Consider the following 13,211-nt stretch of genomic DNA (forward strand, 5'->3'; position numbering starts at 1 on the left):
CGCTCACCCGAGCGTCCACTGCTGGTTGCTGCCGCCGTTGCAGGTCCACAGCTCCACCAGCGCGCCGTTGGCCGTCGACGCGCTCGTCACGTCCAGGCACAGCCCGGACTGCGCACCGGTGACCGTGCCGTTGGAGTTGACGGTCCACTGCTGGTTGGCCCCGCCGTTGCAGGACCAGGTCACCACCTTCGTCCCGGCACTGGTCCCGTTGCCCGAAGCGTCCAGGCACAGCGTCTGCCCACCGACGGAGACCGTCAGCTGGTTCGACGAGGTCCGGGTCCAGGTCTGGTTCGCCTGGCCGGAGCAGCTGTAGATCTGCAGCTGGGTGCCCTGAGTGGTGGTGGACCCCGGGACGTCGAGGCACTTGCCGGCGCCGACCGCGTGCAGCGGCCCGGTGCTGGTGCCGCTCCCGCCGGTGCCGTACCCGGCCGCCGTGATGTTGGCCTGCACCGCGTTCTCCGTGGCGTCGGAGGGATAGCCGGACGTCATCACGCCTTCGTAGAACGTCCCCGCGGAACCGATGCTGTTGTCGCCCCCGGTGCCGAGGATGATCGCGCCTTCCTTGCGCATCGGGTTGTAGCCGGACACATTGGGGCGGGCACCGTCGTAGAAGGTCGACAGGCCGCCGGACTGCGCGTTGCCGCCGCGGATGGCCCAGTGGTTGGGCCCGCCCTTGATGATCGCGGTCAGGTAGCGGTGGCTGATGCTCGGGTCGTTGGCGTTGTAGCGCTGGTTGATCCCGGAGAAGAGGCCGTTCTCGAGGTCGGCCATGATCCACGGGCCGTTCCCGGCGCCGTAGCCCCAGACCTTGATGTTGCCGAAGTAGATGGCCTCCATGGTGCCGTTGCCGTTGTCCCGGCTGTTGCGCTCGGCGTTGCCGTAGTCGAAGCAGCAGCCGCCGTTGTAGTGCGTGCCGTCGAAGATCGCGTACATGCCCTCCGGCTGGTCGCCGGTCGCGGTGCCGGTGGCGTTGTTGTTCCGGTATCCCGTGCCCGGGGCCACGAACACGCCGTACGCCTTCTGGCCGCCGACCGTGATCGGGGCGGCCGCCGCGTTGGCGAGGTTGTCGTACCCGCCCGCGGCCGGTCCCTGGAAGCCGCCCGGTGGGGCCTGCGTGAGGTGGTTGCCCCGGCCGGACTGGTCGTAGATGACGGTGATCAGGCAGGTCGTCCCGGCGCAGAAGGAATCCTGGGTCGCGGCGTTCGCGACGCCGCCCGCGCTCAGGACGCCGACGTCCCGCGTCGCGTTGTCCGACGCCCGCCGGACTTGGTAGAGCGCGCCGTTGTAGGCGCCGTACAGCGCCCGTGTGGTGGAATGCGCGGCCACGCACGGCGTGCCGCCCGCGGCGTAGAGGTCACACGGCCCTTGGGTGGCGGCCTGTGCCGGTGCGGCCGGGCCGGCCAGCGCGCCCGCGGCGAGCACCACCGCGGCTCCCGTGGTCTGGAGCGTCCTTCTCCATCGTGCTTTCATCGAACTCCTTTGTCCGGACGGAACACTGTCAGCTTCGGGCCCACTTCTGGGCGTCGCCGCCCGTGCAGGCCTGCAGAGTCACCGGCGCGCTGTTCGCGGTGCCGCTCGGGCCGAGGCACAGTCCTGATTGGACACCGGTGATCGTGCCGTCGGCGTTCGCGTTCCACTGCTGGTTCGCGCCGCCCGTGCAGTCCCAGATGATCGCCCGGGTACCGGCCGACGTGCTCGCGCCTTCGGCGTCGAGGCACTTGGCGCCGTACACCAGCAGCTGCTTGCCGGAGGTGAGCGTCCACTGCTGGTTGCCGCCGCCGTTGCAGTCCCACAGCGCGACCTGGGTGCCGTTGGTCTGGGACACGTTGGGGACGTCGAGGCAGCGGCCGGAGCCGCTGTTGCGCAGCACCGACGTCGACCCGCCACCCGAGCCGGTCACGGCGAGGTTGTCGAACTGGGCGGTCTCCCCCGTGCTCGTGCCGATCCCGATCTGGCCGGCCGGGAAGGTGCCGTCGGTGACCGTGCCGAGCACCGTGCCGTCGACGGAAGCGGTGATGGTGCTGCCGGAGAAGCCGAGGGACAGCTTGTGCCAGCGGTTGGTGCCCAACGCGGTCGTCGTGCCGCTGCGCAGCGTCGTGACCTGCTGGCTGGTGTTGTTGCGCTGGACCGACCACGCGCCGGTGTCGCTGATCCGCAGGTAGTAGGCGTTCACCGCGCCCTGGTTGCCCGTGTCCTGCGAGCCGACGCGGCCGAGCAGCTGGACGGAACCGGACTTCTCCAGCAGCACGTCCGCGTTGACCGTGTAGTTGCTCCAGGCCACGTTGCCCAGCAGCGCGTAGGGATCGACGAACTTCTTCCAGGGAATCGTCTTCTGCGGCGCGGCCTGGCGCACGCAGGTCCCCGAACGGCCGGCGCCGCAGGCGGACGTCTCGAAGGCGCCCTCCATGTCCATCAGGTACCTGGCTTCCTTGCCGGTCGCGTACCCGTCGAAGTCGTCGCTGTAGGGCAGGTTCAGCGAACCCTGCGCCGGGCTGCTCGCCGTGCCCTTGCCCTGGCCGGTGGTGGTCGTGATCGTGTACAGGTAACCGGGCTGGGCGGTGAGGGAGAACGCGCCGCCGGAGGGCGTGAGGTCGGCCGTGTGCTTGAAGAAGTCCGCGGGGTTGGTCGAGTTCAGGTTGGTCGCCCACACGTGCACCTGGCCGGTCGAGAGCCCACCGGTGACGTTCAGGTTCAGCGTCTGGGCCGAAGTGGCGTCCATGGTCTCGATGATCGTGCTGTAGTCGCCGGTGCTCGGGGACTTCAGCGAGACGTAGCTGCCGTTGGCGCGGTTGCCGCCGAGGTAGCCGCTGGAGGCGTCGAGGTACTTCCAGCCGGGCGCGGTGAACTGCGTCGTGTGCGCCAGCGCCCAGGCGTCCTTGCCGACCGAGTAGTACCCCGACCACGGCTGGTTGGCCAGCACCAGTCCGACGGTCGGCCACGGGATGTTCGGCGTGGTGGCGGCGATGAGGTCCCAGTTGAGGTAGGCGGTCATCTTGCCGTCGAGGTAGACGCGGTTGATGCCGCGGGCCAGCGGCTTGGCGCCGTCGTTGTAGTCCTGCGAACCGTTTTCGCTGGACCACAGCGTCTTGCCGGTGCCGGTGACGCTGGAGGGAACGCTGCACGACGTCTGCGCGCTGAGGTAGCCGCAGGTGTAGTGGGCGCTGAGCACGTCGGTCGCGTTGCGGTAGGCCGTGTTCGTCGAGATCGCGCTCGCGGGACCCCAGTCGCCCGGCCACGAGTCGCCGGAGATGACCTTGACCGCGTTGTACCCGTTGGCGTTGAGCGCGTTGCGCAGCGTCACGGTCCAGTCCGCGCTCCACTGCTTCTCGTTCTGGACGCTGGTGAGATAGTCGATGGTGAGCCCGTGCTGCTTCGCGCACCCGAGCCACGAAAGGTAGTAGCCGGTCAGGTCGTCGGAGAAGAACGTGCCGTTGCCGATCCAGCCCGGCGCGCCCCACGGCAGGCCCACGAGCTTGATGCCGGGGTTGCGCGCCTTGGCCTGCTCCATGATCCACCACTCGTACCCGCGGTTGCAGTCCAGGTCACCGCGGAAGTGCGCGTGGCTGGGTTCCGCGCCGCTGGTGGAGTTGGTGTCGCCGCCCATCTCCACCTTGAGGATCTGCAGCGCGGCGCCGTAGCCGGGCTTGAAGAGGTAGTCGAGGATCTGGCCGCGCTGCGGTTCGGGGTAGTCGATCAGCAGGCGGCTGTTGCCGCCCCCGCCGCTGACCGCGCCGACGCCGTCGAACGTGCGCCCGGCCGACCCGCCGTCGATCGTGATCGAGGTGGCGGCCTCGGCGGGCGCGGCGCCGGCCACCACGCCGGCGGCCAGGACGACGGTGGCGGCCACCGCGGCTCGCACCCTCCGCAGCAGGGTTCGGGGCATGGCAGTTCTCTCTTCCGACGAAGGGGATCAGACGGCCGTGACGGTCCACTGGTTGTTGGTGCTGCCGTTCGGGGCCCACAGGACCACGGCCGAGCCGGCCGTCGTGCTGCCCGCGCCGTCGAGCGCGGTGCCGGTGGCCTTGTTGACGATCTGGTAGCGCCCGTTGCCGAGCGCCGCGAGCCGCCACTGCTGGTTGTCGCTGCCGGTCCACGCGGCCTGCACGGCGTTCACGCCGTTGCCCGTCCGGCCGGCGCTGTCGGCGACCATGCCGTTGGTGCGGTTGACGATCCGGTGGTAGCCGGTGCCCAGGTCGACCAGCTGCCAGTGCAGGTTGGTCGAACCGTCGTAGGACCACTGCTTGAGCACCGACCCGGCCGCGACGTTCCCGCCGCTGTCGAGCACGAGACCGGTGGTGACGTTCGCGATCCGCACCCAGCCCGTCGGGACCGGGCCCGAGCCCAGTGCCGGGATCTGGCCGGAGAACGTCAGCTTCACCACGTACGCCGGGGCGCTGAACGGCGCGGCCGACGGCAGCCGGACGTGCAGCCCGGAGCCGTCCTGCGTGCGGTCGGGCAGGTCGGTGTACGACCCGGCCGTCGAACCGAGCAGCTGCACGGACTTCAGCGAGCCGAGGTTGATCCGGCCCGAGCCGAGCGTCGTGATGTCCAGCGTGCCGTTCGGCCAGCCCAGGACCGTGGCGTACAGGACGGTGTTGTCCTTGCTGCGGGTGAACCGGAGGTCGCGGTTGGTGCCCTCGCGGGGTGTCGTGAACGAGCCGCCGCCCATCTGCGTCGGGCCCTCGCCGTAGGCCGACCACGCGCGGGTGGCGTAGATCGACTCCCCGAACCGGCCGAGGTAGTCGCCGATGCCGAGCAGGATCGTCCGCTGCCCCGACGGGATGGTGCCGTCGGCCATCGGCGCGATGTTGAGCAGCATGGTGCCGTTCTTGCTGACGCGGTCGATCAGCGAGTGCAGCATCGCCTTCATCGAGTAGTAGCCGATGCCGGTCGTGTAGCACCAGCTCGAGCTGGAGATGCTGTCGTCGGTCAGCCAGTACGGGTTCTGGATGTCGCCCGGTCCGCCGCGCTCGAAGTCGAAGACCTCGCCCCGGTTGTCGAAACCGTCCTTGTAGGTCGCGACGACGTCCTTGTTCCACGCGACGGCCTTGTTGTAGTAGTACGCGAGGAAGTTCAGTCTCCGGGACTCGTCGACGCGGGGCAGGTTGAAGTCCTGCCACAGCAGGTCCGGCTGGTAGCCGTCGATCACCTCGGCCAGTTTGTCGTACCAGAGCTGGTTTTCCGCCGCCGAGCCCAGCTGGCCGTACAGCTTGCGCAGGCTCGCGTCCGACTGCGCGGGCACGTGGTCGTAGTAGCCGGTGAAGTGGTAGGCGTGGTGCAGCGACACCATGAACTTCAGGCCGCGGGCGCGGATCGCGTCGGCGTGCAGCCGCACGAGGTCCAGCCGCGGCCCCTTGGCGACGGAGTTCCACTCGTTGACGGCGCTGTTCCACATCGAGAAGCCGTCGTGGTGCTCGGCGACCGGCCCGGCGAACTTCGCGCCGGCGTCGGCGAACAGCTGCGCCCACTCCGCCGGGTCGAAGTTCCCGCCCGCGGACTTGAGCTTCGGCGCGAACTGCACCCAGTTGCCCGCCTTGTCCCGGGCTCCGTTGACGAAGTTGTGGTAGGGCCACGCCGACGGGTCGCCGTACACGGCCTTGTGGTGGTTGTTCTCGCTGGACCCGCTGACGTACATGTTCCGCGGGTACCACTCGTTGCCGAAGGCGGGGACGCTGAAGACGCCCCAGTGGAAGTAGATGCCGAACTTGGCGTCCTGGAACCATTCCGCGGCGGGTGGGTGCTGGTCGACCGACGACCAGGTGGGCGTGTAGCTACCCGGCCCGGCGGTGGCCGACGCGATCGCGCCGCGCAGGAGCCCGGCCGTCGCCGCCCCGCTCACGGTGATCAGACCCAGCATGGCGCGGCGGCTGAACTCGGGCATGGCGGGAAGCCTCCTCGACGCCGGATTGAGTTAGCGCTAACACGATCTGTCTAAGCTCGGGTGAGACCGGAGGTCAAGGATTATCGGAGGCCGAACCGCGGATTGCGGCGAAGTCCCAGCGTGCACCGCGTCGAGCGGAATGAAACTTTCAGCCGCCGCGGCGGACGCTTGTGAGCGTGAACATCAGCGTGCCACACTGCTTTCCGCCTGGCCTCGGAGCGCGAGCAACGGTGACCACAACCGAAGGAGCACCCGTGAAAGTCGCTTCCTCGCCTTCGGCGATCGTCAAGCCCCGGCGGGCGTTCACCCTCGTCGTCGCGCTGCTGTGCGCGCTCGGGCTGTTCCCGGCCGCGGCCGTGGCGGACAACCCGATCGTCCAGACGATCTACACCGCCGATCCCGCGCCGCTGGTCTACAACGGGCGCGTCTACCTCTACACCGGCCACGACGAGGACGCCTCGACGTACTTCACCATGAAGGAATGGCGGGTGTGGTCGTCGGCGGACATGGTGAACTGGACCGACCACGGATCGCCGTTGAACCTCGCGAGTTTCTCCTGGGCGAGCGCCAACGCGTGGGCGGGCCAGACCGTCTACCGGAACGGCAGGTTCTACTGGTACGTGCCCATGACGGTCCGGGCGACCGGCGCGATGGGCATCGGCGTGGCCGTGGCGGACAGCCCCACCGGGCCGTTCCACGACGCCCTCGGGCACCCGCTCGTCGCCAACGGCGAGTTCGACCCCACGGTGTTCGTCGACGACGACGGGCAGGCCTACCTGTACTGGGGCAACCCGCACCTGTGGTACGTGAAGCTCAACGCCGACATGATCTCCTACTCGAGCGGGCCGACGCAGATCCCCCTCACCACCGCCGGCTTCGGCACGCGCACGGGTGACGCGAACCGGCCGACCCTGTTCGAGGAAGGGCCGTGGGTCTACAAGCGCAACGGCCTGTACTACAACGTGTTCGCGGCGAAGTGCTGCTCCGAGTTCATCGCTTACTCGACCGCACCCGGCCCCACCGGGCCGTGGACCTACCGCGGGACCGTCATGCCCACCCAGGGCAGCAGCTTCACCAACCACCCCGGCGTCATCGACTTCAACGGGAACTCCTACTTCTTCTACCACAACGGCGCGCTGCCGGGCGGCGGTGGCTACACACGCTCGGTCGCAGTGGAGAAGTTCACCTACAACGCCGACGGCTCCATCCCGACGATCACCATGAGCACCACGGGTGCGCCGCAGGTCGGCACCTTGAACCCGTACACGCGGCAAGAGGCGGAGACGATCGCCTGGGAGTCCGGCGTGGAGACCGAGCCCTCCACCGAAGGCGGGATGAACGTCGGCTACCTCGAGAACGGGGACTGGATCAAGGTCAAGGGCGCCGCGTTCGGTTCCGGCGCCCGGTCGTTCACCGCGCGGGTCGCCTCCGCGGCGGCCGGCGGGCGGATCGAGCTGCGGCTGGACAGCACCGGCGGCACCCTGGCCGGCACCTGCACCGTCGGCGGCACGGGTGGCTGGCAGACCTGGACGAGCGTGTCCTGCCCGGTGACCGGGGCCACCGGGACCCACGACCTGTACCTCCGGTTCACCGGCGGCAGCGGCTACCTGTTCAACGTGAACTGGTGGCAGTTCGCGGCCTGACGACTCCCGGAAAGGGGCGACGATGCCCGCTCGACTCCGTCACCTGCTCACCGCCGCGGCCGCCGCGCTGGCCGTGGTCACCGTGCCGGCGGCCGCCGCGGCCGCACCCGGCAGCCCGGCGCTCACCCCGCCGCTGGGCTGGAACAGCTGGAACAGCTTCGGCTGCGGCGTCACCGAAACCGCGATCCGCCAGGCGGCCGACGCGATGGTCTCGTCCGGGATGAAGGACGCGGGCTACCAGTACGTCGTGGTGGACGACTGCTGGTTCGACCCGCAGCGCGATGCCCAGGGCGCGTTGCGCGCCAACGCGTCGAAGTTCCCCGGCGGCATGAAGGCCCTGGGCGACTACATCCACAGCCGGGGCCTGAAGTTCGGCATCTACCAGGTGCCGACCGACCGCACGTGCGCCCAGCGCACCGGCACCTACCCCGGGTCGACCGGCAGCGCCGGGCACGAGGTCCAGGACGCCGGCACGTTCGCGTCCTGGGGCGTGGACTACCTCAAGTACGACTGGTGCTCCCCCGCCGGCACCCGTGACGAGCAGGTCGCCCGGTTCACGGTGATGCGCGACGCGCTGCGCGCCACCGGCCGCCCGATCGTCTACAGCATCAACCCCAACAGCTACCACGCCATCACCGGCGACAAGTACGACTGGGGCCAGGTCGCCGACCTCTGGCGCACCACCGAGGACCTGCTGGACATCTGGCAGAACGGCAACACCAACAGCTACCCGATGGGCGTGGGCAACGTCCTCGACGTCACCGCCCCGCTGGCCGCGCAGGCCGGGCCGGGGCACTGGAACGACCCGGACATGCTCGTGGTCGGGCGGCCCGGGTTGTCGCTGACCGAGTCCCGCGCCCACTTCGCACTGTGGGCCCTCATGGCCGCGCCGCTGATGGCGGGCAACGACATCCGCACGATGTCGGCCGACATCGGCGCGGTGCTGCGGAACCCGCGGCTGCTGGCGGTCGACCAGGACCGGCTCGGCGCCGGTGGCCGCCGGGTCCGTGACGACGGCGACGTCGAGGTCTTCGCCAAGCCGCTGGCGGACGGCTCGGTGGCGGTCGGGCTGCTCAACCGCGGGAGCGGGACGACCACCGCCGGCACGACCGCGGCGCAGATCGGGCTGTCCGGCACGGCGTTCACCCTGACCGACCTGTGGACCGGCGCGACCTCGACGACCGGCGGCGCGATCAGCGCGAGCGTGCCCGCCCACGGCGTCGCGGCGTACCGGGTGGCCGGCGGTTCCCCGCTGGCCGCCACGACGTCCCGGCTGCGCGGCACGGGATCCGGGCGCTGCCTCGACGTCGACAACGCCTCGACCGCGCCCGGCGCCGGCACGCTGATCTGGGACTGCCAGACGGCGGCGAACCAGCTGTGGACCACTTGGCCGAACGGCGAGGTCCGCGTGTTCGGCGACAAGTGCCTCGACGGCACAACCAGCGGCGCCCAGGTGACGAGCAGGCCGTGCACCGGGCAGGACAACCAGAAGTGGACGTTCGGTGCGGACGGCTCGGTGCGCAACGTCCATTCCGGACTGTGCCTGGACGCCGAAGGGACGGCCACGGCCAACGGCACGCACGCGATCCTGTGGTCCTGCAACGGCCAGGCGAACCAGCGCTGGAGCCGGGTCTGATCGGTCCGGAGACCAGCCGAACGCCCGGGCCGTCCACCACGGCCCGGGCATCCGGTTTCTCCCCTACAGGTAGCCTCAGCGATACCCGGCCGCGACGATGTTCGCCTGCACCGCGTTCTCCGTCGCGTCGGACGGGTAGCCCGCGACCATCGCCCCTTCGTAGAACGTCCCGGCGCTCAGGTTCGCGCCACCGCCCGGCTTGCAGCAGTCACCGCCGCTGCCCAGCACGATCGCTCCCTGCTTCTTCATCGGGCTGTACCCGTTGGGGAGGTTTCCGTCCCACAGCGTCGTCAAGCCGCCGGACTGGGCGTCGCTGCCCTTGATCGCGAAGCGGGACGTGCCGTTGTTCTTCAGCACCGCCGTGACGAACTTGCTGCCGAACGCCCGCTGGTTCGGGTTCCACGTCTGGCTGCCGCCCGGGTAGAGCCCCCACTCGAGGTCGGCCTGCACCCACGGGCCGGTGCCGGAGCACCCGCCGAACCAGCACTGCTTGCCGAAGTTGAGCGCGTCCATGGCCCCGGCGGCGTCGGCCTTGCGGGTCGTTTCGCTGTTGCCGTAGTCGAAGCAGCAGCCGCTGTTGACGTGGGTCCCGCTCGTCACCATGTACATGCCCTCGGGCGCGCTGCCGGTGGGCACGCCGGTCAGGTGACCGTCACGCCAGTAGCTGTTGCCCGGGTTGATGTACAGCGAATAGGCCTTGCTGCCGCCGACCGTGAGCGACTCCGTGGTCGCCTTCGCGGGGCTGCTCTGGTTGGAACCCGGCACCACGCTCGATCCCTGGTACCACAGGTCGTTCCCCCGGCCGGACTGGTCGTAGACCACCGTGATGACGCAGGAAGTGCCACCGCAGAAGGAATCCTGGGCGGCGGCGTCGGCGGCACCCCCCGCCGCCAGGACGCCGACGTCGCGGGTCCCGTTGTCGGACGCGCGCCGGACCTGGTACAGCTTCCCGCCGTAGGACCGGTACAGCGCGCGCACCGTGCTGTGCGCGGCGACGCACGGCGTCCCACCCGACGCGTAGATGTCGCAGGGTCCCCCGCCGGTGGGCACCGAGGTGCCCGTGGTCCACCGCTGGTTGCTCTGGCCGTGGCACGTCCACAGGATGACCGCGGTGCCGTTGGCCGTCCCGGCCCCGTTCACGTCGAGGCACAGCCCGGACTGGACGCCGGTGATCGTCCCGTCGGAGTTCTGCCGCCACTGCTGGTTCGCCCCGCCGGTGCAGGACCAGCTGATCACCGCCGTTCCCGGCGCGGTCTGGTTGCCGTAGGCGTCCACGCACCGTGTTCCGTTCAGCGTCCGCAGTTCACCGGCGCTGGTGAATTCGAAGGCCTGGCTCGCCTGGCCGGTGCAGTCCCGGATCTCCAGCGCCGTGCCCGGTGTGTCGGCGCCGCCCGTCACGTTCAGGCACCGTCCCGACGCCGCGCTCGTGAGCGAGGTCGTCGCCGCGGCCGCCGGTACCGCGCCGGCCAGCGCGGCCGCCACCAGCGCGGCGAGAACCAGGACGGCCCGCACCGGGTTGACTCGAATGGTCACGAATCCTCCTTCGGGCACCGCGGTTTTCGCCGCGGCACGATTGTTAGCGCTAACACAACAGGTCATCCCGAGATGCGGGTGACGAGCTCGGTGTCCAGCACCGCGCAGCGGGGCCCGCCCGAGCCGCCGAGCATCGCCAGCAGCTCGGCCGTCATCCGCGCGCCCATCTCCTCGATCGGCTGGCGCACCGTGGTCAGCGGCGGATCCGTGCGAAGACCGATCGGCAGGTCGTCGAACCCGATGACCGCCACGTCACCGGGCACCCGCCGCCCCGCCCGGCGCAGGGCCCGCATCGCGCCGACCGCCATCATGTCCGAGGCGGCGAAGATGGCGTCGACGTTCGGTCTCCGGTCGAGCAGGCGCGCGGTGGCGTGCTCACCGGACGCCTGCCCGAAATCCCCGAAGACCACCAGCCCCCGGTCGCCGTGACCGGCACCCGCCACCGCCTGCCGGTAGCCGAGCAGCCGGTCCACCCCGGCCGTCATGTCCTGCGGGCCGGCGATGGTCGCCACGGTCCGCCGGCCCGCGTCGAGGAAGCGCTGGGTGGCCCGCCTGGCGCCGCCCCGGTTGTCCACGTCGACGTAGGAGAACCGGCCGGGCTCCCGGCCGCAGACCGGCCGGCCGCCGAACACCACCGGGATGCCGAGCCAGCCCAGGTCGAGCGGGCGGCGCCCGTGCATCCCGATGACCAGCGCGCCGTCGACGTGCCCGCCGTCGAGGTAGCGGACCACCGGCGCCTGGTAGTTCTCCGTCGCGGGCACGGTGAGCAGCACCAGCTGCAGGCCGACCCCGCTCAGCGCCTTGCCGACCCCGGCCGCGATGCGGGCGAAGTAGGGATCGGCGAACAGCCGCGGGACCTCCTCGCACACCACCAATGCGACCGAGCCGGTGGGTCCGGCCGCCGCGCGCGCGGCACGCTGGCGCGCGTAGCCCAAGGCCGACATCGCCGACTCGACCTGCTGGCGCGTTTTCGGCCGTACCCGGGCGAAACCGTTGAGCACGCGGGACGCGGTGGCGGTCGACACCCCGGCCGCCCGCGCGACATCGGCCAGGGTCGGACGGAGTTCGGGTGACTCGGCGATGGACACGTTCGCTCTCCCAGGACGTCGTTGTCTTCGTGGGCTCACTCGAGGATATGGCCCCGTTCAGGCGCGCTGGATCCGGAACCGCTGGTTGGCCGCACCGGTGTACGTCCATTGGGACACCCGGGCGCCGTCGGCGGCCGAAGCTTCCCAGACGTCCATCGTCAGGCCGCTCAGCCGGTTGACCAGGCTGACCACGCCGCCACCCTGGTCGGTGACCCGCCACTGCTGCGCCGCGGCACCGGAGTCGGGTTGCTGCGTGATGTCCGCGCCGGTGCCGGACCCGGCCACCTGGAGCACCAGGCCGCTGTGCCGGGCCCGGACGCGGTAGTAGCCGTCGCCGGAGTCGAGGAAGTCGAACTGCTGGTTCTGCCCGCCGGTGGCCGTCCACTGCTGCAGCCGGGCGCCGGCGGCGGTGGAGACGCCGCTGATGTCCAGGAGCTTGCCGCTGTGCTCGGCCACCAGGGTGTAGTTCACCCCGGCCTGCACCGGCGACCCCGGCGGCGGGGTCGACGAGTCGAACTGCGTGAGGAACTTCCACACCTCGCCCGAGGTCCAGGTCTGCCAGCCGCTGCACGTGCACCCGTCGCGCGGACCGGGGTCGTGGCCGCCGTCGAACGCGGCCCAGACCACGGGGTAGCCGGCCCGGCAGCCGGAGTAGGCGGTGACGATGTGGGTGTGGCTCCCGCTCGAGGGCTCGGGCGGGTTCTGCGGGGTGCACCCGTTGTTGCGGACGAACTGGTCGCGCAGCGCACGACCGGACGCGATGGGCAGGACGTTGTCGCCGATGCCGTGCATCCCGATGTACGCGACCGCCTGGGTGCCGCCGCTGCAGCCGCTGAGGTTGGCCCCGGAGTAGACGGCGACCGCGCGGAAGACCGTCGGCCGGGCGCACGCGAGCGCGTAGCTCACCGCGCCGCCGTAGCTGAACCCGCCGGCGAAGACCTGCGAAGTGTCGACGCACAACGCCGCCTCGAGCTGCCTCAGCAGGTCGTCGATGAAGGTGACGTCCTGGCCGCCCGGGTTGGCCCAGCCGTTGTTGTTGCCCTGGGGCGCCACGAAGATCGTGGAGTTGCCCGCGCTGTCGGCCAGCCGCCGGAGCCCGTAGTAGGACCAGTTGTAGCCGTCGGTCCCGCCGGAGTCGACGTCGTTGGCCGTGCCACCGAGCCAGTGCAGCCCGACGAACAGCCGGTACGGGTGGGTGTTGTCGTAGTTCGACGGCACCCGCAGGATGTAGCTGCGGTTCTGGCCGCCGCTGGAGATCGTGTGGCTGCCGCTCGCCAGCCCGGGGGCCTGGCCGCAGCCCGCGGTGCCGGCGGCGGCCACCGACGGCGCCGGCGCGGCGGGAACGGCGGCTTGGGCGGCGCCGATCCCGGGTGTCGTCAGCAGCGCACCGATCGCGGCGGCCGCGAGCAGACGTCTGAACCTCATCGCGG

The 13,211-nt window shown here is 70.6% G+C and carries 8 protein-coding genes; 2 read left to right on the top strand and 6 right to left on the bottom strand.

Going from position 1 to position 13,211, the window contains the following annotated elements:
* Positions 1–3: 3 nt before the first annotated feature.
* The 3 genes from ACWEVP_RS02200 to ACWEVP_RS02210 are packed head-to-tail and all read right to left on the bottom strand — an operon-like array spanning position 4 to position 5,881.
* Positions 4–1,470, bottom strand: coding sequence for an arabinofuranosidase catalytic domain-containing protein (locus tag ACWEVP_RS02200; RefSeq protein WP_452060797.1), 1,467 nt, complete (start codon positions 1,468–1,470; stop codon positions 4–6).
* A gap of 28 nt (positions 1,471–1,498) precedes the next feature.
* Positions 1,499–3,883, bottom strand: coding sequence for a ricin-type beta-trefoil lectin domain protein (locus tag ACWEVP_RS02205; RefSeq protein ID WP_452060798.1), 2,385 nt, complete (start codon positions 3,881–3,883; stop codon positions 1,499–1,501).
* A gap of 27 nt (positions 3,884–3,910) precedes the next feature.
* Entirely contained in the window at positions 3,911–5,881 is a 1,971-nt protein-coding gene (locus ACWEVP_RS02210; protein ID WP_452060799.1) for an alpha-L-fucosidase, read from the bottom strand.
* A 254-nt stretch (positions 5,882–6,135) separates the two neighbouring features.
* Here ACWEVP_RS02210 and ACWEVP_RS02215 point away from each other — a divergent pair, with 254 nt between their 5' ends.
* Together ACWEVP_RS02215 and ACWEVP_RS02220 are read left to right on the top strand one after the other, a co-directional pair.
* Complete coding sequence (locus tag ACWEVP_RS02215) at positions 6,136–7,524, top strand: glycoside hydrolase family 43 protein (RefSeq protein WP_452060800.1); 1,389 nt, start codon at positions 6,136–6,138, stop codon at positions 7,522–7,524.
* Positions 7,525–7,546: 22 nt separating this feature from the next.
* Positions 7,547–9,160 carry a glycoside hydrolase family 27 protein gene (locus ACWEVP_RS02220; protein WP_452060801.1) on the top strand — a complete coding sequence of 538 codons (1,614 nt, stop codon included), beginning with the start codon at positions 7,547–7,549 and terminating at the stop codon, positions 9,158–9,160.
* Positions 9,161–9,235: 75 nt separating this feature from the next.
* On the opposite strand, the gene ACWEVP_RS02225 is transcribed toward ACWEVP_RS02220, so the two are convergent.
* The 3 genes from ACWEVP_RS02225 to ACWEVP_RS02235 all read right to left on the bottom strand — a co-directional run bounded on the left by ACWEVP_RS02225 (position 9,236) and on the right by ACWEVP_RS02235 (position 13,206).
* Positions 9,236–10,693 (bottom strand): arabinofuranosidase catalytic domain-containing protein, encoded by a 1,458-nt coding sequence (locus ACWEVP_RS02225; RefSeq protein WP_452060802.1) that lies wholly within the window; start codon positions 10,691–10,693, stop codon positions 9,236–9,238.
* Positions 10,694–10,755: 62 nt separating this feature from the next.
* The gene (locus ACWEVP_RS02230) at positions 10,756–11,781 is read right to left on the bottom strand and encodes a LacI family DNA-binding transcriptional regulator (protein ID WP_452060803.1); all 1,026 of its coding nucleotides are present in this window, start codon (positions 11,779–11,781) and stop codon (positions 10,756–10,758) included.
* Positions 11,782–11,838: 57 nt separating this feature from the next.
* Positions 11,839–13,206 (bottom strand): RICIN domain-containing protein, encoded by a 1,368-nt coding sequence (locus ACWEVP_RS02235; RefSeq protein ID WP_452060804.1) that lies wholly within the window; start codon positions 13,204–13,206, stop codon positions 11,839–11,841.
* Positions 13,207–13,211 lie beyond the last annotated feature (5 nt).

It is taken from the genome of Amycolatopsis sp. NPDC003865 (assembly GCF_053605345.1).

Coding starts and splice junctions, on each gene's coding strand:
- ACWEVP_RS02205 (WP_452060798.1), bottom strand. CDS start 3,883: ATGCCCCGAACCCTGCTGCGGAGGGTGCGAGCCGCGGTGGCCGCCACC.
- ACWEVP_RS02220 (WP_452060801.1), top strand. CDS start 7,547: ATGCCCGCTCGACTCCGTCACCTGCTCACCGCCGCGGCCGCCGCGCTG.
- ACWEVP_RS02235 (WP_452060804.1), bottom strand. CDS start 13,206: ATGAGGTTCAGACGTCTGCTCGCGGCCGCCGCGATCGGTGCGCTGCTG.
- ACWEVP_RS02210 (WP_452060799.1), bottom strand. CDS start 5,881: ATGCCCGAGTTCAGCCGCCGCGCCATGCTGGGTCTGATCACCGTGAGC.
- ACWEVP_RS02200 (WP_452060797.1), bottom strand. CDS start 1,470: ATGAAAGCACGATGGAGAAGGACGCTCCAGACCACGGGAGCCGCGGTG.